General features: G+C 66.0%; 21 protein-coding genes and 1 other RNA gene. 13 read left to right on the top strand and 9 right to left on the bottom strand.

What is annotated here, in order from left to right; translation table 11 throughout:
- Window position 1: 1 nt before the first annotated feature.
- Together FQ775_RS22765 and FQ775_RS22770 are read right to left on the bottom strand one after the other, a co-directional pair.
- Window positions 2–1882 (bottom strand): extracellular solute-binding protein, encoded by a 1881-nt coding sequence (locus FQ775_RS22765; protein ID WP_146299873.1) that lies wholly within the window; start codon window positions 1880–1882, stop codon window positions 2–4.
- A gap of 142 nt (window positions 1883–2024) precedes the next feature.
- Entirely contained in the window at window positions 2025–2729 is a 705-nt protein-coding gene (locus FQ775_RS22770; RefSeq protein ID WP_146299872.1) for a c-type cytochrome, read from the bottom strand.
- A gap of 164 nt (window positions 2730–2893) precedes the next feature.
- Here FQ775_RS22770 and FQ775_RS22775 point away from each other — a divergent pair, with 164 nt between their 5' ends.
- The 4 genes from FQ775_RS22775 to FQ775_RS22790 are packed head-to-tail and all read left to right on the top strand — an operon-like array spanning window position 2894 to window position 5838.
- Entirely contained in the window at window positions 2894–3622 is a 729-nt protein-coding gene (locus tag FQ775_RS22775; RefSeq protein WP_146299871.1) for a 3-deoxy-manno-octulosonate cytidylyltransferase, read from the top strand.
- 22 nt (window positions 3623–3644) lie between these two features.
- Window positions 3645–4505: a prephenate dehydratase gene (locus FQ775_RS22780; RefSeq protein ID WP_146299870.1), complete on the top strand. Its 861-nt coding sequence runs from the start codon at window positions 3645–3647 to the stop codon at window positions 4503–4505.
- A gap of 30 nt (window positions 4506–4535) precedes the next feature.
- The gene (locus tag FQ775_RS22785; RefSeq protein WP_146299869.1) at window positions 4536–5513 is read left to right on the top strand and encodes a sodium-dependent bicarbonate transport family permease; all 978 of its coding nucleotides are present in this window, start codon (window positions 4536–4538) and stop codon (window positions 5511–5513) included.
- Window positions 5514–5526: 13 nt separating this feature from the next.
- Window positions 5527–5838 carry a DUF3240 family protein gene (locus FQ775_RS22790; protein WP_146299868.1) on the top strand — a complete coding sequence of 104 codons (312 nt, stop codon included), beginning with the start codon at window positions 5527–5529 and terminating at the stop codon, window positions 5836–5838.
- Between the two features lie 6 nt (window positions 5839–5844).
- On the opposite strand, the gene nudC is transcribed toward FQ775_RS22790, so the two are convergent.
- The gene (nudC, locus tag FQ775_RS22795; protein ID WP_146299867.1) at window positions 5845–6786 is read right to left on the bottom strand and encodes an NAD(+) diphosphatase; all 942 of its coding nucleotides are present in this window, start codon (window positions 6784–6786) and stop codon (window positions 5845–5847) included.
- Window positions 6787–6831: 45 nt separating this feature from the next.
- Complete coding sequence (locus FQ775_RS22800) at window positions 6832–7251, bottom strand: HIT domain-containing protein (protein ID WP_146299866.1); 420 nt, start codon at window positions 7249–7251, stop codon at window positions 6832–6834.
- 284 nt (window positions 7252–7535) lie between these two features.
- Here FQ775_RS22800 and FQ775_RS24080 point away from each other — a divergent pair, with 284 nt between their 5' ends.
- Entirely contained in the window at window positions 7536–7706 is a 171-nt protein-coding gene (locus tag FQ775_RS24080) for a DUF6471 domain-containing protein (protein ID WP_246730409.1), read from the top strand.
- 14 nt (window positions 7707–7720) lie between these two features.
- Here FQ775_RS24080 and FQ775_RS24085 read toward each other — a convergent pair whose 3' ends face one another.
- Window positions 7721–8707 carry a hypothetical protein gene (locus FQ775_RS24085; protein WP_146299864.1) on the bottom strand — a complete coding sequence of 329 codons (987 nt, stop codon included), beginning with the start codon at window positions 8705–8707 and terminating at the stop codon, window positions 7721–7723.
- A 205-nt stretch (window positions 8708–8912) separates the two neighbouring features.
- Between FQ775_RS24085 and ffs the strand changes: the two genes are divergently transcribed.
- The 4 genes from ffs to FQ775_RS22825 all read left to right on the top strand — a co-directional run bounded on the left by ffs (window position 8913) and on the right by FQ775_RS22825 (window position 12395).
- Window positions 8913–9010, top strand: an RNA gene (gene ffs, locus FQ775_RS22810) — signal recognition particle sRNA small type.
- A 59-nt stretch (window positions 9011–9069) separates the two neighbouring features.
- A complete protein-coding gene (locus tag FQ775_RS22815; RefSeq protein WP_256378202.1) occupies window positions 9070–10929 on the top strand; it encodes a DNA polymerase III subunit gamma/tau in 1860 nt (619 codons plus the stop codon).
- 19 nt (window positions 10930–10948) lie between these two features.
- Entirely contained in the window at window positions 10949–11272 is a 324-nt protein-coding gene (locus FQ775_RS22820) for a YbaB/EbfC family nucleoid-associated protein (RefSeq protein ID WP_146299862.1), read from the top strand.
- 121 nt (window positions 11273–11393) lie between these two features.
- Entirely contained in the window at window positions 11394–12395 is a 1002-nt protein-coding gene (locus FQ775_RS22825) for an LLM class flavin-dependent oxidoreductase (protein ID WP_146299861.1), read from the top strand.
- 112 nt (window positions 12396–12507) lie between these two features.
- Here FQ775_RS22825 and FQ775_RS22830 read toward each other — a convergent pair whose 3' ends face one another.
- From FQ775_RS22830 to FQ775_RS22840, 3 genes are all read right to left on the bottom strand, one after another.
- Window positions 12508–13767 carry a lytic murein transglycosylase gene (locus FQ775_RS22830; protein ID WP_146299860.1) on the bottom strand — a complete coding sequence of 420 codons (1260 nt, stop codon included), beginning with the start codon at window positions 13765–13767 and terminating at the stop codon, window positions 12508–12510.
- Between the two features lie 47 nt (window positions 13768–13814).
- The gene (gene recR / locus FQ775_RS22835; RefSeq protein ID WP_146299859.1) at window positions 13815–14420 is read right to left on the bottom strand and encodes a recombination mediator RecR; all 606 of its coding nucleotides are present in this window, start codon (window positions 14418–14420) and stop codon (window positions 13815–13817) included.
- A gap of 106 nt (window positions 14421–14526) precedes the next feature.
- A complete protein-coding gene (locus tag FQ775_RS22840) occupies window positions 14527–15771 on the bottom strand; it encodes a DNA recombination protein RmuC (protein WP_146299858.1) in 1245 nt (414 codons plus the stop codon).
- 102 nt (window positions 15772–15873) lie between these two features.
- Between FQ775_RS22840 and def the strand changes: the two genes are divergently transcribed.
- The 4 genes from def (at window position 15874) to truA (ending at window position 18684) form a co-directional block, all read left to right on the top strand.
- Window positions 15874–16404, top strand: coding sequence for a peptide deformylase (gene def / locus FQ775_RS22845; RefSeq protein ID WP_146299857.1), 531 nt, complete (start codon window positions 15874–15876; stop codon window positions 16402–16404).
- Between the two features lie 89 nt (window positions 16405–16493).
- Window positions 16494–17429 carry a methionyl-tRNA formyltransferase gene (fmt, locus tag FQ775_RS22850; RefSeq protein ID WP_146299856.1) on the top strand — a complete coding sequence of 312 codons (936 nt, stop codon included), beginning with the start codon at window positions 16494–16496 and terminating at the stop codon, window positions 17427–17429.
- Window positions 17426–17929, top strand: a complete 504-nt coding sequence (locus tag FQ775_RS22855) for a GNAT family N-acetyltransferase (RefSeq protein ID WP_146299855.1) — start codon at window positions 17426–17428, stop codon at window positions 17927–17929. Before fmt ends, FQ775_RS22855 begins: the two co-directional genes overlap by 4 nt.
- A 5-nt stretch (window positions 17930–17934) precedes the next feature.
- Window positions 17935–18684, top strand: a complete 750-nt coding sequence (truA, locus tag FQ775_RS22860; protein ID WP_146299854.1) for a tRNA pseudouridine(38-40) synthase TruA — start codon at window positions 17935–17937, stop codon at window positions 18682–18684.
- Between the two features lie 4 nt (window positions 18685–18688).
- On the opposite strand, the gene FQ775_RS22865 is transcribed toward truA, so the two are convergent.
- Window positions 18689–19249: an Lrp/AsnC family transcriptional regulator gene (locus FQ775_RS22865; protein ID WP_146299853.1), complete on the bottom strand. Its 561-nt coding sequence runs from the start codon at window positions 19247–19249 to the stop codon at window positions 18689–18691.
- Window positions 19250–19251: the final 2 nt, after the last annotated feature.

Here is a 19251-nt window from a genome sequence, read left to right on the forward strand (position 1 = left end):
GTCAGTTCTGGCTCGAATATTTCTTGGCCAGCACCGCTTCCTTTTCCGGGTCGATCCACCAGGAATCGATGTCGGCGCCGAGATAACCCGGCTGCTCGTCCGGAATGCCGAACTTGTTCCAGTAGGCAAGCCACAGCACCGGGCGATGCCATTGCGGCACGACATAGAAGTTCCACAACAGCACACGGTCGAGCGCGTGCGTGGCCGCGATCAGTTCCTCGCGGTCCCTGGCGTAGATCACCTTCTCGACCAGCGCGTCGACCACCGGGTTCTCGATCCCGGCGAGGTTCCGCGAGCCCGGCTGGTCAGCCGCCACCGAACCCCAGAATTCACGCTGCTCGTTGCCCGGCGACAGCGACTGCGCGAACTGCCCGGTCACCGAATCGAACTCGTAGCCGCGCACGCGGTTGATGTATTGCGTCGGATCGACGATGCGCAGCGAGGCGTCGATGCCGAGCTTGCGCAGCGTCGCCACATAGCTGCCGGTGATGATCTCGTCGGTCGGGCTGCGGCCCAGGAACTCGATGCTGAACTGCTCTCCGGTCTTCTCGCTGACCAGCTTGCCGCCCTTGATGACCCAGCCGGCCTCCGCGAACAGCTTCACGGCCTGGCGCAGGTGCTGGCGCTCGGCCTGCGGCGAATCGTAGACCGGCAGCTTGAATTCTTCCGTGAACACTTCCGGCGGCAGCTGGTCGCGGAACTCTTCCAGAATCTCCAGTTCTCGGCCTTGCGGCAGGCCGGACGAGGCCAGTTCGCCGCCCTCGAAATAGCTGTCGGTGCGGGTGTTCTTTCCGTAGAACAGGTTGCGGTTCATGCTTTCGAAATCGAGGGCGATGGTCAGCGCCTGCCGCACCTTGCGGTCCTGGAACTGCGGCCGCCTGAGATTGAGCACGAAGCCCTGCATCGGCTCGCCGCGCTCGGTCGGAAACTCGCGCTTGATCACGTCGCCGGCCTCGAAGGCGGGAAAGTTGTATTCCACCGACCAGCGCCGCGAACTGCTTTCCGGCCGCAGGTCTTCGAGCCCGCCCTTGGTGAAGGCCTGCCATTCGGCGTTCTGGTCCTGGATGTAGACGTAGCGCCGCCGGTCGAAATTGTTGCGCCCGACATTCACCGGGTGCTCGGCGGCCCAGTAATCCTCGACCCGCTCCCAGATGATCTCCGCGCCGGGGCGGAAGCTCTCGATCTTGTAGGCGCCCGAGCCGAGCGGCGGCTCCAGCGTCGGCTGGGTCACGTCGCGCGCCTTGCCCTTGGCGTCGGTGCCCTGCCACCAGTGCTTCGGCAGCACCGGCATGTCGCCGAGGATGTGCGGCAGCTCGCGGTTGCCGGTCTGGTCGAAGGTGAACAGGATTTCGCGCTCAGAGACCGCTTCGGCCTTTTCCACGCTGGAGAAATAGCGGTTGAAGTTGGGGCTGTGCTCCTTCAGCACGCCGAAGCTCCACACCACGTCTTCCGCCGTGATCGGCTCGCCGTCATGCCATCTGGCGCGCGGGTCGAGCCTGTAGGTCGCCGACGAATAGTCTTCCGGATATTTGTAGGCCTCCGCGATCAGCGGGTGGCTGACACCCGGCTCGTCCACCGACTGCTGCATCAGCGTGTCCCACAACAGCCCGCCGAAGAAGTTCAGCCCTGCCGCCGCCGTTCCGCGCACGATGAAGGGGTTGAAGCTGTCGAAGGTGCCCGGCGTTACCGAGTTGAGAGTGCCGCCCTTCGGTGCGTCGGGATTGACATGGTCGTAATGGGCGAAGTCGTCGCCATATTTCGATTCCCCGATCAGCGAGGTGGTGGTGTGCCATTCCTCGGCCGCCGGGAGGTTGGTCGCAAATGCCAGGATGAGCCCGGCGGCGCCGAGGCAAGCCGCGCGACGTGCCGCGTGTGATCTCATGCCTTCCCCTTTGTTTCTCGTTGCCGTCGAACATAGGCCGCTCGCGGCCGATGAAAACGCCCGACGGGCCGGTTTTGCGCAAGGCTAACAAAAAAAGCCGGGCGGAACCCGGCTTTTTCGTGGTGGCGAGATTACAATTTGGTCATTCGGCCGCGGGCTTTTCGGCCTCCTCGGCCGCGTCTTCCGCCGCCGGTTCGTCCGCCGCTTCGGCCCCCGTCGCGGCCGGCTTGTCCTCGGCCGGCGCTGCCGTCGACGTGTCGTCGGCGCCTTCGGCGGCCGCCGATTCACTTTCTGCCGGCGCTTCCGGCAGCGGCGCCGGGTTGTCCGAAAGGCTGCGCAGATAGGCGATCAGGTCGGCGCGCTGGGCCGGGTTCTTGACCCCGGCGAAGCCCATCGCCGTGCCCCTGATCAATCCCTTCGGCGAGGCCAGGAAGTCGTCGAGATGCTGGTAATCCCAGACCACCGAGCCGCCTTCGGCAAACTCCGTCATCGCGCCCGAATAGGCAAAACCCTCATGGCCGGCGACCGGCCGGTTGACGATGTCCCAGAGGTTCGGGCCGACCTTGTTGGCGCCGCCGTTCTCGACCGTGTGGCAGGCCTGGCACTTCTTGAACTGACTTTCGCCGGCGCCGATGTCGGCGGACGCCAGCCTGACCGCGATCGGCTCGACCTGCGGCTCGCTCGGCCCGCCATGGCCTGCATCTTCCTCCGGCGCCTCGATCGCATAGCCGAACTGGTCCGGCGCCGGGCTGGCGAAGATCGAATCCGACACGATGCCGATCGTGAACACCGCGAACACGGCGGCGAGCAGGCCGCCAAGCAGCTTGTTGAGTTCGAATGAATCCATTGGCCGAAGCTCCCGAAATCCAGGGACCGCGCGGCCCTCGGGCGGCGGTCGGACCAGCCGTCGCCGGTCGAATTGTCGCGAACGGGTCTAGGTCTTTTGCCGCGGCCTTGCAACACATATAAGGGCCATTCCAAGTGAGACCTTTTGCCACTTTTGCGGTTTTCATGTCCGTTCTCGTGCTCATCCCGGCCCGCATGGCCTCCACCCGGCTGCCGGGCAAGCCGCTCGCCGATATCGCCGGCCGGCCGATGATCGTGCATGTCGCCGAAAGGGCCGCCGCAAGCGGCCTCGGCCGCGCCGTCGTCGCCACCGACAGCGACGAGGTCTTCGCCGCCGTGCGCCGCCATGGCCACGAGGCGGTGATGACCCGCGGCGACCACCAGTCCGGCTCCGACCGCATCTTCGAGGCGCTTCGGGCCCTCGATCCGCGCGCCGGGGTCGAGACCGTCGTCAACCTGCAGGGCGACCTGCCGACCATTGCGCCCGGGACCGTGCGCGCCGTGCTCGATCCTCTCACCGACGCGGAAACCGATATCGCCACGCTCGGCGTCGAGATCGCCGACGAGGCCGAGAAGGACAATCCCAACGTCGTCAAGATCGTCGGCGCGCCGCTTTCGGGCGACCGCCTGCGCGCGCTCTATTTCACCCGGGCCCGCGCGCCCTGGGGCAAGGGCCCGCTCTACCACCATGTCGGCATCTACGCCTATCGCCGCGCCGCGCTCGAGCGCTTCGTGGCCCTGCCGCCGTCGCCGCTCGAAAAGCGCGAGCGCCTCGAACAGCTGCGCGCGCTCGAGGCCGGCATGCGCATCGACGCCCGCATCGTCGAGGCCGTGCCGCTCGGCGTCGACACGCCTTCCGATTTGGAGCGCGCCCGCGCGCTGCTTTCTGCCTGAGGATCGAGAAAGAACACCGCCAATGACCGCAAAGATAGCCTTCCAGGGCGAGCCCGGCGCCAATTCCGACACCGCCTGCCGCGACATGTTTCCCGCCATGGAGCCGCTGCCGTGCCCGACCTTCGAGGACGCCTTCAACGCGGTCGAGACCGGCAAGGCCGAACTCGCCATGATCCCGATCGAGAACACCATCGCCGGCCGCGTCGCCGACATCCACCACCTGCTGCCGGATTCGCGCCTCCACATCGTCGGCGAATATTTCCTGCCGATCCATTTCCAGCTGATGGTGCTGCCCTCGGCCTCGCGCGACGACATCAGGGCCGTCTACAGCCACATCCACGCGCTCGGCCAGTGCCGCAAGATCATCCGCCGCCATCGCTGGAAGCCGGTCGTGGCCGGCGACACGGCGGGTGCCGCGCGCCTCGTCGCCGAGGAGGGCGATCCCACCCGGGCCGCGCTGGCGCCGCGGCTGGCGGCCGATCTCTACGGGCTCAAGATCGTCGGCGAGGATGTAGAGGACACCGACAACAACGTCACCCGCTTCGTCGTGCTCTCCAAGTCGAGGAAGTGGGCCGAGCGCCGGGATCCCGGCGCCAAGATGATGACCACCTTCATCTTCCGTGTCCGCAACGTGCCGGCCGCGCTCTACAAGGCCATGGGCGGCTTCGCCACCAACGGCGTCAACATGACCAAGCTGGAGAGCTACCAGCTCGGCGGCAAGTTCTTCTCGACGCTGTTCTACTCCGACATCGAGGGCCACCCCGACGACCGCAACGTCGCGCTGGCGCTGGAGGAGCTGCAGTTCTTCTCGCGCGAGGTGCGCGTTCTCGGCGTCTACGAGGCCCACCCCTTCCGCGCCACCCAGAGCGAGGACGAGGATTGACGGGGCGAGGATTGATGGGGGGAGGGCGCTATGGCTGACGCCGTTTCCCTGGCGGCATCGAATCTGGTGTCGCCGATCGTGTTGAGTTTCGTGCTCGGCGTCGCCGCCGCGCTCGTGCGCTCGGATCTTTCCTTTCCCGAGGCGATCGCCAAGGGGCTGTCGCTCTACCTGCTGTTCGCGATCGGCTTCAAGGGCGGCGCCAGTGTCGCCGGGCACGGCCCGGAATTGCGCCTGTTCGCCACCATCGCGGCGGGCCTTCTGCTCTCGCTCCTGCTTCCCTTCCTGGCATTTTTCCTGCTGCGCGCGCTCGCCAGGCTGTCGCCGATCGACGCGGCCGCGGTGGCCGCCCATTACGGCTCGATCTCGATCGTCACCTTCGTCGCCGCCAACACGCTGCTGGCTTCGAGCGGCCTCGAGCCGGAGGGCTACATGGTCGCGGTCGCCGCCGTGATGGAGGCTCCGGCCATCCTGTCGGCGCTGTGGCTTGCCGCGCGTTTCGGCGGCGGCGGCGAGATGGGTCCCAAGGTCTGGCGCGAGATCCTGTTCAACGGCTCGATCGTGCTCCTGATGGGCGCCTTCGCGATCGGCGCCCTCACCGGCGAGAAGGGGCTGGCCGAGATCAGGGGTTTCGTCGTGGACCCGTTCAAGGGCGTCCTGTGTCTGTTCCTGCTCGACATGGGTCTCGTCGCCGGCCGCGGCCTGCTGTCGAGCCGGGGCGTGCTGACGGTGCGTGTCCTGTCCTTCGGTTTCCTGATGCCGCTCGCCGGCGCCGCCCTTGCCTTCGTCGTGGCGCAGCTCCTCGGCCTGTCCGTCGGCGGCGTGGTGCTGCTGATGGTGCTATGCGCCTCGGCGTCCTACATCGCCGTGCCGGCTGCCATGCGCGTGGCCCTGCCGGAGGCCAATCCGGCCCTCTCCCTCACCCTGGCGCTGGGCGTGACGTTTCCGTTCAACCTCACCGTCGGCATTCCGCTCTATATTCTGGCGGCGAGCTCGTTTGCCGGCCCCTGATCGGAGAAGGACCATGCTCATGCACGAGGCCAAGAGGGTCGAGATCATCATCGAGGCGGTGATGGAGGACCGGCTGACCGACATCCTGATCGACAATGGCGTCACCGGCTATACCGTCTTGCCGGTCAGCGGCGGCTCAGGCCGCTCCGGGCGCTGGAGCCGCGACGGCCAGGTCGGCAGGGCGCAGGGCATGGTGGCGGTCGTCTGCGTCGTCGGCCCCGACAGGCTGCCGGCCCTGCTGGAGGCGGTGCTGTCGGTCGTTGAGCGCCATATCGGCCTTGTCAACGTCACCGACACGCAGGTGATCCGGGCCGAGCGTTTCTGAACGGCGCTAGTCGCTTTCCGCCCACGCCTTTATCAGATGGTGGGCGATCGCCATCTTCGGCGGCACCAGCACGCCGTCCGGATGGGTGCCGGCCACGATCTGCCGCGTTTCCGCCCGCGTGAACCAGCGGCAATCCTCCAGTTCGGCGGCGTCGGCGTTGATTTCCTCGCTCAGCGCCTCGCCGAAACAGCCGATCATCAGCGAATAGGGAAACGGCCACGGCTGGCTGGCGTGATAGACGACGCGGCCGAGCTTGATGCCCGACTCCTCGAAGGTTTCGCGCCGCACTGCGTTCTCGATCGTCTCGCCCGGCTCCACGAAGCCGGCGAGGCAGGAATACATGCCCGGCATGAAGTGCGGGCTGCGCCCCAGAAGGCATCTGTCGGGCGTCACCGCCAGCATGATGACGACGGGATCGGTGCGCGGAAAATGCTCGGCACCGCATTTCGGGCAGGCGCGCTTGTAGCCGCCGGCGCGCATGTCGCTTTCCGTGCCGCAGCGCCCGCAGAAGCGGTGGTTGTGGTTCCACGCCAGAAGTGCGGCGCCCTGCGCCAGCGCGCCCAGCGTCGGCGTGTCGAGCAGGCCCTGCATGTAGATCGAGCGGTAGTCGATCGCCTTGATCGTCTCGGGCAGGTCGTCCGGCTCCAGCCCGCCCGGCGCGGCGACGATTGGGCCGTCGCGGTCGCGCCCGAGCAGTACCGCGTGTCGCAGCTTCGCGGCGAGCGCCCTTGCTTCGTCGGCCGTGTGCCAGGCGCTGAAGCCCTGGCCGTTGCCGCGCAGTTGCGCGCGGCCGCCGCGCATCAGCAGGATGCGGCAGGACGGCTCTGCTAGCGCCGCCTCGGCGCTGTCGTCGCTGCGGTGTTCCGACTGGCGGTCGATCTCGTTGCCGGCGAAGCCGACAGACTGGCTCGGCTCGCGCTCGGGTGCTTCGAACAGGCGAAAGGACATGCGGAGGCGGTTTCCTGGAGGGTTGCGGGCGGACGGTGAAGGAACCTACAGCGCGCGGCGCACGGTTTCCACAAATTGGTGCAGGTCCTCGCGCCGGTAGGGCGTGCGCAGGCCGTGACCCCACACCGGGCCCGGCCAGTTCGCGTCGTTTTCGGAGCGCGCGACCACATGCACGTGCAGCTGCCGCACAACATTGCCCAGCGTGGCGACGTTGATCTTGCTGCAGCCGGTGGTGTCCTTCAAGGCCTGGGCGACGAGGTTGATCTCGAAGGTCAGCATGGTGAGGTCGAGCGGCGTCAGCTCGAACAGCTCTTCCACGTCCGGCCGCTGCGGAACCAGGATGAGCCATGGCCAGCGGCTGTCGTTCATGACCCGCAATTCGCACAGCCCGAGCCACAGCACCGGCTCGCTTTCGCTGTTGAGCTTCCGGTCGAGTTCGAAGCCGCGCCTGTGCCCCCTCATCATGGGCGTTTCCCCGCATTCACGGGAGAGAGGCTAGAGGGTGCCCGTTCCCCCCGCAAGGGTGTCCGCGCGCTTGTGGGTCGATTCGCTGGCGCGCGCGGCGCTGAAAGTTCCCTCATGGGGAGGGGTGGGGGGTACAGGCGGTTCCGTGCCCGCCCCTTGTGCCGAACTGCGAGCCGCTACAGGCCCTGTAGCCAGCCGGGAGCTCATCGCCTCCGCCGCGGGGATGTGCGACAGACGAAGTACGTGTCCGGCAGGCCAAAGCGCGGTGGATAATGCGCGTGGAGATGGCGAAACGGACCGTCACCTATTCACAATTGCTGGAAAGGCTGGAATCCATTGGGGTGCAAGAGGACGAACGCAACCTGAGGAACAAGGTCAGCCGTGGCAAGTTCACCGCCGCCTTCATGCTCCAATGTCTAACCGCGCTTGGACCGCGGCAATTGCAATTGGACTAGGTGTCTCCCCAGGGCTAGCTCAGGAGCTTGAGCAGTCCGCCCCCCAACGCGAGCCCGAACCCGCCGGCCAACAGCAGGAAGCTACTTCCGCACGCCAAGAGAATCCCGCCCCAGAACCGGATAACACCCCGGACCTTCTGCCCGCGATCCAAGGCATCGAAGCCGCTATTCGCGATCTGATAGCCGAGGAAGATAAGATAGCAGCTGAGGAAGCACGCCGCCGCGATAAGGCCGACCTGGAAGCCCAAGAGAGTATGGCGACTTGGACTTTCTGGATGTTCATTGCCGCCGCCGTGTCTGCCCTCCTCACTGCCATTGGCGTGGTTCTCATCTGGAGAACGCTGATCCATACGCGAGATGCCGCCCAGTACGCAGGCGCTGCCGTCGAAGAAGCGAAGGGCGCCACTAAGGCTGCTGAGGAGACAGTGGTCGTTACGAAGCAAATCGGAGACGACGACCTTCGTCCATGGCTGCTCTACTCGCACAAATTCAGGAAAGTGAACGCGCAAAACGTACAATTTGACGGATTCATCGCAAAAGAGGCTCTTGGTATTACCTTGTTTTTCCAAAATTTTGGGCGGACGCCAGCTTGCGACACTGAAGTATTCGTAACAAATAGAATAATTGGAATGAACGATGAAATACCAGAATTTATTCCGATATTTAACAACCCTGAGGCGAATCCAATAATGATTCCGCCCGGTGCACCTCTCGAATGCGGTACTATGTTTGCCTGTGACGATGATCTGGATCTTCTTCGCCGTGCTAAAGCTAGATTCATCATTTATGCTTATGCTCGTTACAGATTTGTCAGAGATAGAGATAAAGAACTCAGTAGCGAAATTTGCGTCGACGTATTCTTCGATGGTAACGAGGTATCCGAAGGACAAACCAGTCCGCGCGTCCTCCTCAGAATCGTGGGCCCGCAAAACCGGGCCGTCTAGTTGCAGAATGAATCCAGCTAATTTAGGGATCGCTTTCCAAATGCCTACCCATAGCACAGTCCTTTCTTGAGGACCGCCCTAAGAGTGAAGGATCAGGGCCTGTGTTGAACAAGGCCCGAATCCATTCGTGCCAGAAATTGCCATCGCGCCCCTCTCCACGCCGGGGAGAACGTGTCCGCGAAGCAGCTGGAAGCGACACCGGACCATACAGAATCCCCCGAACCTCTTGCATTCGGCGTCCGGATTGACGATATGGGGCGCGGGAGGTTGGTGGTGGACGAGCCACTCGCCAACCGGGTCAGGTCCGGAAGGAAGCAGCCCTAACGAGCCACGGCACGGGTCACCGTGCCAGCCTCCCGCCTTTTCATCCACGCCCGGCCCCGGCGCGGCATTGACGCCGCCACCCCGCCGCGCGAGATTTGAAGGGGCCGCCGGCCCGCGTTTCAGACTGGCAGACGGAGCGACACCGAACGATGAGCGAGGCCGGCACAGCCGATCGGAAGGATGGCCCCTACCGGGTTCTCGCCCGCAAGTACCGCCCGCATGATTTCCGCGACCTCATCGGCCAGGAGCCGATGGTGCGCACCCTCACCAACGCCTTCGCCAGTGGCCGTATCGCCCAGGCCTGGATGCTCACCGGCGTGCGCGGTGTCGGCAAGACCACCACCGCCCGCATTCTCGCCCGCGCGTTGAACTACAAGACCGATGCCGTCGACCAGCCCTCGATCGACCTTGCCGGGGAGGGCGAGCATTGCCGCGCCATCATGGAGGGCCGGCACGTCGACGTGGTCGAGATGGACGCCGCCTCCCATACCGGCATCGACGACATCCGTGACATCATCGAGCAGGTCCGCTACGCCCCGGTCTCGGCGCGCTACAAGGTCTACATCATCGACGAGGTCCACATGCTGTCGACGCAGGCCTTCAACGGCCTGTTGAAGACGCTGGAGGAGCCGCCGCCGCATGTGAAGTTCATCTTCGCCACCACCGAGATACGCAAGGTGCCGATCACCGTGCTGTCGCGCTGCCAGCGTTTCGACCTGCGCCGCATCGAGGCCGGCGTGCTGGTCGGCCATCTGCGCGACATCGCCGGCAAGGAGCAGATCGAGGCCGACGACGCAGCACTCGCCATGATCACCCGTGCCGCCGAGGGTTCGGCGCGCGACGCGCTGTCGATCTTCGACCAGGCGATCGCCCACAGCGCCGGCCGCGTCACCGCCGAAACCGTGCGCGGCATGCTCGGCCTCGCCGACCGGGCACGCGTCATCGACCTGTTCGAAAAGCTGATGGCCGGCGAGATCGCCGAGGCCCTCGGCGAGTTCCGCGCCCAGTACGACGCCGGCGCCGACCCGGCGGTGGTGCTGGTCGACCTTGCCGAATTCACCCATCTCGTCACCCGCCTGAAATACGTGCCCGAGGCGGCCGACGATCCCTCGCTCACCGAGGACGAGCGCGCGCGCGGCCCGCAATTCGCCGAAGCGCTTTCCGTGCGCCATCTGTCGCGTGCCTGGCAGATGCTGTTGAAGGGCATTTCCGAGGTCCAGGGCTCGAACAGTCCGGTCAATGCCGGCGAAATGGTGCTGATCCGCCTTGCGCACGCCGCCACCTTGCCGACGCTCGACGAGGCGCTGAAGGGGCTCGAGGCCGGCGGCGATGCTGCCGTCCCGGCGGGCGCCGCGCCGCGCCGCGCGCCCCAGCCGTCCGGCAATGGCGGCGTCAGGGCGGTCGCCGAGCGTACGCCGGTTGCATCCGGCAATGGCGGAGGCGCTGCGACCTTGCGGCTGGCCGCGTCCGAACCGTCGCCGCAATTCGAGCCGCCCCCGGCCGCGCCCGAGCCGGAACCGGCAGCCGAGACCGTCCGTGTCGCTTCGGTCGCCGACATTGCCGCGCTGGCCGACCGTCATCGCGACCTCGCCTTCAAGGTGCTGGTCAAGCGCTGCGTGCGGCCGGTGAAGATCGAGCCGGGCCGGCTCGAGGTCAGCCTCACCGAGGAGGCGCCCAAGACGCTTCTGGGCGACATCACCGCCAAGCTGCAGCAATGGACCGGGCGGCGCTGGATCGTGTCGCTGTCGCGCGAGCGCGGCGGCGACACCATCGCCGAGATCGAGGCCGGCAAGCGCGAAAGCGCCATCCTCGACGCCCGCGCCGACCCCGAGGTGGCCGCCATCCTGTCGCGCTTCCCCGGCTCGCGCATCATCGACGTGCGCATTCCGGAGGCGGCCGAGGACGACATGGCGCCCGCGCCGCCGCCCGGCGACGACGAAGACGACGAATCCTGACCAATTGAGGAACGGCAAGATGAAGGATCTGATGGGCCTTATGGGCAAGGCCAAGGAAATGCAGGCGAAGTTCGAGGCCATGCAGAAGGAGATCGCCGAGATGGAGGCCTCCGGCCAGGCCGGTGGCGGTCTCGTGCAGGTCACGCTCAGCGGCAAGGGCGAGATGAAGGCGCTCAAGGTCGACCCGTCCCTGTTCAAGGAGGACGACGTCGAGATCCTTGAGGACCTGATCCTCGCCGCCCACAACGACGCCAAGGCCAAGGCCGAGGCGATGATGCAGAAGAAGACCCAGGAACTCACCGCCGGTCTGCCGATCCCGCCCGGCTTCAAGCTGCCGTTCTGATCCGGACCCGGTCGACGCCGGATTCGCATGTGACGCGTGAAGCCCTCGGGTGGGCCTCGCGCTCGTCGTTGGCTCGGTTGGCGCCGGCCGCGGTCCCCTCGTGCTGAGGCAAGGTGAAAGAATGATCCCGATTTCGGTTCTCGACCTCGCGCCCGTCGCCGAAGGCAGCGACGTCGCGCAGTCGCTGAAAAACACGCTCGACCTTGCCCGGCATGCCGAGAAATGGGGTTACGAGCGTTATTGGCTCGCCGAGCATCACAACATGCCCGGCATCGCCAGCGCGGCGACCGCAGTGGTGATCGGCCAGGTCGCCGCCGCGACCTCGACCATCCGTGTCGGCGCCGGCGGCATCATGCTGCCCAACCATGCGCCGCTGATGGTCGCCGAGGCCTTCGGCACGCTGGCCGCGCTCTATCCCGGCCGCATCGACCTCGGCCTCGGCCGCGCGCCCGGCACCGACATGGCGACCGCCCGCGCGCTGCGGCGCGGGCTCAATGCCGACCCCAACGCCTTTCCGCAGGACGTCGTCGAGCTGATCGGCTGGTTCCGCGCCGCCGAGGAAGGCCAGCGCGTGCGTGCCGTGCCCGGCGCCGGTCTCGACGTGCCGATCTGGATTCTGGGTTCCAGCCTCTATGGCGCGCAGCTCGCCGCCGCGCTCGGCCTGCCCTATGCCTTCGCCTCGCATTTCGCGCCGGCGGAACTGGAAAGCGCGGTCGCGATCTACCGCGAGCGTTTCGAGCCGTCGGCGCAGCTCGACAAGCCTTACGTCATGCTCGGCATGAGCGTCTTTGCCGCCGACACCGACGGGGAGGCGCGGCTGCTCTTCTCCTCGCAGCAGCAGGCCTTCGTCAATCTGCGCTCCGGCCGTCCCGGCAAGCTGCCGCCGCCGGTCGCCAATTACGAGGAGACGCTCGACCCGGCCGCCCGCTCGATGCTCGATCTTGCCCTTTCCTGCGCCGTGGTCGGCTCGCCCGAGACGGTGCGAACCGGAATCGCCGGTTTTGCCGCCCGCACCGGGGCCGACGAACTGATCGTCACCGGTAACATTTTCGATCATGCCGCGCGGCTGAAATCCTTCGGGATCCTGGCCGACGTCCGGCGGGCGCTGGCCGACGCCGCCTGAGGTCCTGAAACCTCGGAGTTCGGGTTCCGAATCCCCGGATTTTTGCGATTTTCCGGCAGAAAACCCGCGGCTTCCGGCCCGAAATCGCGGTGCCGAACCGCAGCTTCCGGGCTCAGCGCAGGGCGCGCACCAGGGCCGCGTCCGGGAAGCAGGTCGGCTTCAAGCCGTTGTTTTCCTGCCATTTTCCGATCGAGCGCCGCGTCTTGAACCCGGCAAGCCCGTCCGCCCCGCCGACATCGTGGCCAAGCCGCTCCAGGCCCCGCTGCATCGCCGAAATGTCGGAACGATCGAGCCCTCCGACCTTGCCCCAGGAGCCCGAAAAGCCTTTGTCGCCATAGCTTATGCGGTCGGCGGCATGCCCGACGAACAGCGCGTAGACGTCGCTCTCGTTGTATTCCTTGAGAACGTAGAAGTTCGGCGTCACGATGAAAGCCGGGCCGTGGCGCCCCGCCGGCATCATCAGATATCCGACCCCGCGCGCCTCGTGATCGGGAAACGGTCGCCCGCCGACGCGCTCGATGCCCATTGCCGCCCAATCCGAAATGTTTCGGCCCCGGTCCGGTCCTTCTAGCGCGCAGGAAACGCCGTCCGGCACCGTCACCTCGAAGCCCCAGTCGCGACCGGTCACCCAGCCGTGGTTGCGCAGGTAGCTGGCGATCGAGGCCAGCGTATCGGCCTCCGAACTCCAGATGTCGATGCGCCCGTCGCCGTCGCCATCGGCGGCATGTTTCAGATAGGAACTCGGCAGGAATTGCGGCTGTCCGAGCGCGCCGGCCCAAGACGATTTCATCGCCCTCGGTGAAATCCTGCCGCGCTCGGCCATCACCAGGGCGGATAGCACCTCGACGCGGAACATGTCCTTGCGTGTCGACAGGAACGCCTTGGTGCCCAGCACCTCGAAGGCGTCGTGCGGGATCTTGGCGCGGCCGAACGCCGATTCGCGCCCCCAGATGGCGAGGATGATGCCGGCGGGCACGCCGTAGCGCTTTTCGATCGCAGCCAATGTCTGGCGATGCTTGCCGGCGCGCGACCGTCCGCCGGCCGTCACGCCGCGGACCGTGTTTTCGGCGAAATAGACCGCCGGTGAGCGGAACTCGGCCTGATGCTGCGCCTTCGGTGTGGTCGGCTTCTGGCCGGGCAGGACGAGGTCGGGCAGCTTCAGATTAGGCGAAACGCCGTCGAAGGCCGCATCGAAGGTCTGTCGCGACACGCCGTTCGTCTTGGCAGCCGGCCACAGATCGCTTTCGAGCCAGGCGCGGAACTGCTGGCCGATCGAGGCGGCGAGGGAAGGGGCCGCAAGCGAGACAACGAAGACCAGCACGAGCGCCAAGAGTGCCGGCAGGCGGGAAAATGGTGTCTGAGAACGCATCATGACAGTCTGGCCGATCCGCTCGAAGCCAGTCAAATCCGGGACCATCCTCAAAACGCTGTCCGCGATTTCAGTGCCGCCGACAGCGTGCCCTCGTCGAGATAGTCGAGTTCGCCGCCGACCGGAACGCCGTGGGCGAGTCGGGTCACGCGCACTTCGAGCCCCGAGAGCTGGTCGGTGATGTAATGCGCGGTGGTCTGGCCTTCGACGGTGGCGTTGACGGCCAGGATCAGTTCGCTCACACCGCCCCCGGCGACCCTGTCGATCAGCGCCTTGATGTTGAGCTCGTCGGGGCCGATGCCGTCGAGCGGCGACAGCGTGCCGCCCAGAACGTGATAGCGCGCATTCATGGCCCCGGCGCGTTCCAGCGCCCAGAGATCGGCAACGTCCTCGACCACGATGATGGTGGCGCCGTCGCGGCGCGGGTCGGTGCAGACCGTGCAGGGATCGCAGGTGTCGACGTTGCCGCAGTTCGAGCAGATGCGCACCGCGTCGACCGCTTCTGCCATCGCCGCCGCGAGCGGCGAGAGCAGCTGTTCCTTCTTCTTGATCAGTTGCAGCGCCGCCCGTCGCGCCGAGCGCGGCCCGAGGCCCGGCACCTTGGCAAGCAGCTGGATCAGGCGTTCGATCTCTGGGCCGGCGATTCGTTTCGACATGGCGAATGTCTAAGGCCAATCGGTCGCGGATTGAAGCGGCGACCGCATCCGTTCTGGCCAAAAGCGACACCGGCGCCGCGCGTCGGACTGGCGGCCGGTGTCACGGTCAGTCGTCGCCCTCGACGACCCGCAGCCTTAGCGACCCGGACTTGGTTTCCGCGACCTGGCTGACCCCGCGACTTTCTCCTTCGCCCTCGACGGTGCCCAATTCCAGCGCCTCGATCTTCTGGCCGCGCTTGGTGACCTTTTCCGTCGAGGTCAGGATCATGTCGATATCGCGGTTCGCCTGCGAGAAATGCGCCTGCAATTTGCGCACCCGGTCGTCGAGCCGGCCGACATCCTCCATCAGCCGCACCACCTCGCCCTGAATGAGGTGCGCTTGCTCGCGCATGCGGGCATCCTTGAGCACCGCCTGGATTACCTGGATCGACAGCATCAGGAGCGACGGCGACACGATGACGATGCGGGCGCGATGGGCGCGCTGCACAAGCGCCTCGAAATTCTCGTGGATCTCGGCGAAGATCGATTCCGACGGCACGAACATGAACGCCGTGTCCTGCGTCTCGCCCTGAATGAAATAGCGGTCAGCGATGGCCTTGATATGCACGTCGATGTCGCGCCGGAAGGCCTGTGTCGCCTGCTTCTCGGCATCGGGACTTTCGGCGTCGGCGGCGGCGCGGATGGCGTTCCACGATTCCAGTGGAAACTTGGCGTCGATCACCAGCGACGGCGCATCGTTCGGCATCCTGACCAGGCAGTCGGGACGGTTGCCGTTGGAAAGCGTGGCCTGGAACTCGTAGGCGCTCGACGGCAATCCGTCGGCGATGATCGCTTCCATGCGCGACTGGCCGAAGGCACCGCGGGTCTGCTTGTTGGCGAGAATCTGCTGCAGTTGCACCACCTGGCCGGCAAGCGACTGGATGTTGCCTTGTGCCGTGTCGATGACCGCGAGCCGCTCCTGCAGCTTCGAGAGGCTTTCGTGGGTGGCTCGGGCCTGCTCGCTCATCGACTGGCCCAGACGCCCGGTCATGGAGTCGAGCCGGTCCGAAATCGCCTTGTTGAGCTCGCCCTGACGCGCCCCGAAGACGTCGGCAATGGTCGCCATGCGGCCCTGCATCTCGGACTGCGCACGGGTGATCTCGGCCATGCGCGCTTCCGCCGCGCGGGCATGTTCAGCGGCTTCGGCCGCAGCCAGGGTGCGGGCTCGCGCACTGCGCCACAAGGCAATCGCCAGTCCTGCCAGAAGCAGGACGAGAACAGCCGCGCCGCCTACAAGCGCATGGCCGACAGTGATCGTCGAGTTGCCCAGCTGGGCGAGCGGGGCCGAAAAGATTGGCAGAAGCTGATCCATCACTCGACCCTAGCCGATTCGGTACCGGGTCAGAAGATCAAAACAGGAACAGGATGAATCGCGACAGTTGACGCCCTACAAGCCACCGACTACCTGAATGCCATGTCGCTCAAGCCGCTCATCCTTTTGCCCGACCCCGTCCTGCGCCAGGTCTCCAAGCCCGTGGAGCGCGTCGACGGGGGTGTGAGGAAGCTTGCCGACGACATGCTGGAGACCATGTATGACGCGCCGGGCATCGGACTTGCCGCGATCCAGGTCGGTGAACCGTTGCGCATGCTTGTGATCGATGTCTCCAAGGAGGAAGAGCCGCGCGAGCCGCGCATCTTCATCAACCCCGAGATCGTTGCCTCCGCCGATGAGCGCTCGACCTATGAGGAGGGCTGCCTCTCGATTCCCGACTATTACGCCGAGGTCGAGAGGCCGGCTGCGGTGACGGTCGACTACGTCGACATCGACGGCGAGAGAAGGCAGATCGAGGCCGAGGGCCTGCTCGCGACCTGCCTGCAGCACGAGATCGATCATCTGAACGGCGTGCTCTTCATCGACTACCTGTCGCGGCTGAAGCGCGACATGGTGGTGAAGAGGTTTCGCAAGCTGGCCCGCGAGCGCCCGTCCGGCCGTATGGTCGGATAGAAACTTGACGTCAGGCTCCTAAAGCCGTTTGAAGCGTGCGGCGCGCCGATTGTGCGGGCGCCATCTCTGGATAGGCCGGACGGGTACGCATGACTTTTCGCCTCATTTTCATGGGGACGCCGGACTTTTCCGTGCCGACGCTCAGGGCTGTCGCGGCTGCCGGGCATGAGATCGCGGCCGTCTATACCCAGCCGCCGCGCGCTGCCGGGCGGCGCGGGCTCGAATTGACGAAGTCGCCGGTGCATCGCGCCGCCGAGGAATTGGGCGTTGAAGTCCGTACCCCGGACACGTTGCGCGACAAGGACGAACAGCGGGCATTTGTCGATCTGGGCGCGGATGTCGCCGTCGTCGTCGCTTACGGCCAGATTCTGCCGCGCGCCATCCTCGACGGTACGCGGCTCGGCTGCTTCAATGGCCACGCCTCGGCCCTGCCGCGCTGGCGCGGCGCCGCGCCGATCCAGCGCGCGATCATGGCCGGCGCCAGCGAAACCGCGATGATGGTGATGAAGATGGAGGCCGGTCTCGACACCGGACCAGTGGCATTGCAACGGCGTGTGCCGATCGGTCCCGACATGACTGCTGGCGAACTGCATGATGTACTCGCAGCCGAGGGAGCCGAATTGATGGTGGCGGGGCTGGCGCAACTCGAAGCAGGCACGCTGACGCTAACGCCGCAGCCGGAGGAAGGCGTGACTTATGCGCGCAAGATCGACAAGACCGAGACCCGCATCGACTGGGCGCGTCCCGCCACCGAGGTGCACAACCATATTCGCGGGTTGTCGCCGTTGCCGGGCGCCTGGTGCGAAATGCCGATCGGCGGCAAGCATGAGCGCGTAAAGGTTCTCCGCTCGACGCTTGCGCAAGGGCACGGACTATCTGGTCAGGTACTCGATGCCGGCCTCAGGGTAGCCTGCGGCGAGGGTGCGGTGCGCCTGGTCGAACTGCAACGCGCCGGCGGCAAGCCGATGCCCGCGGAGGCGTTCCTGCGCGGCGTCGATGTCGGTGAGGGGGGCGAAATAACGTGAGCAAGATCACCGTCAGCCAGGCAGCCGATGCCGATCGCACCGCGATCTTCGCGCTCGAGCAGGCCGCGTTCGGTCGCCGCGACGAGGCCGAACTGGTCGAACGGATCGTCTGGGATGGTGACCGGGTCCTCGAACTGGTGGCCGAGCGGGACGGCGCGATCCTCGGACATGTTCTGTTTTCGCGACTTCACGTCGAAACGGAGAGAGCCCGGTTCGCCGCGGTCGCCCTGGCACCGATTGCCGTCTATCCGGATTTCCAGGGTGGCGGCATCGGTTCGGCGCTGATCGAGGAAGGGCACCGGCTGCTGCGCGAGGCAGGCGAGACACTCAGCGTGGTGCTTGGTGAACCCGGATACTACGGCCGCTTCGGCTACACGCATGAGCGCGCACGCGGTTTCGATAGCGACTATCAATGCGAAGCGCTGCAGGCGGTTGCATGGGACGACGAGGCGCCGCCGACGGGTCGGCTCGTCTATCCGCGCGCCTTCGCCGGCACCTGAGGCCTATGCCGCGCTACCGCATCGATATCGAATATGATGGCGCCGCCTATGCTGGCTGGCAGCGCCAGGCCGACCAGCCTTCCGTGCAGGGTGCGATCGAAAAGGCGATTGCCGGCTTCTGCGCTGAGGAGGTCAGCCTCCGCGGTGCCGGGCGAACCGACGCCGGCGTGCACGCCCTGGGCCAGGTCGCGCATTTCGACCTCGGCAAGGACTGGCCTGCCGATACGGTGCGCGACGCGACCAACGCGCACCTCGCCATGGCCGGCGAGACCGTGTCCATCCTTTCAGCCATGAGCGTGCCGGACGATTTCGACGCCCGCTTTTCGGCCATTGCGCGACATTACCGCTATCTGATCGTGAACCGCCGGGCGCCTCTGGCGCTTGATCGGGGCAAGGCGTGGCAGATCGCCAGGGCGCTCGACGCGGCGGCGATGCACGACGCCGGGCAACGCCTTGTTGGTCGCCACGACTTCACGACTTTCCGCTCGATCCACTGCCAGGCAAAAAGCCCGGAAAAGACACTCGACCGGCTCGACGTGACCCGTGATGGCGAGCGCATCGAGATCCGCGCCTCGGCGCGCTCCTTCCTGCACAATCAGGTGCGCTCCATGGTCGGCACGCTGAAACGGGTGGGCGAGGGTGCCTGGACGGCCGACGATGTAGAGGCGGCGCTCGAAGCGCGCGACCGCAAGGCGTGCGGTCCGGTGGCTCCACCCGGCGGGCTATGTCTCATGCAGGTCGATTACAGATACTGACCATTCACGGTGTCGCAGGCTCCTCCGGCACACCCCGGCCGAGTGCCGCGCGCGGTTTGGGCCAGTGTTCGGTCCGACCTGGCTGTACCGGCCGTTCCAGGTAGGTCGAAAGCACCACGTAGCTGCGTGTCCGCAACACGCCCGGCGTATCGTAGAGCCGCGCCAGAAGCCCTTCGAGCGCGTGCGGTCCTGCCGTCCGCACCTTCAAGAGCATGCAGGCGTCGCCGGCGACCGAATGGATTTCCTCGACTTCGGGATGCTGCGAAATGGCGATCAGTTCCGGCGTCTTGCCCCAGCCATGCGTATCGACATGAACGAAGGCCAGGAGCGGCTTGTCGACGGCCTCCGCGTCGATCTGCGCGGCGGTGTTGCGTATGGCGCCGGAACGGCGCAGGCGCTTGACACGCTCATGCACGGCAGGTGGCGAAAGTGCCACCCGGTCGCCGAGTTCCGAATAGCTGAGCGTCGCGTCCTCCACCAGCAGGCCTAAGATTTTTCGGTCGGTGGCATCGAGAGTCCGCCCCGCCTCCGGCTTTTGCCGAATGCCATCTGTTTTTACGTTCATTC

It is taken from the genome of Nitratireductor mangrovi (genome assembly GCF_007922615.2).
Classification (GTDB): Bacteria; Pseudomonadota; Alphaproteobacteria; order Rhizobiales; family Rhizobiaceae; genus Mangrovimarina; species Mangrovimarina mangrovi.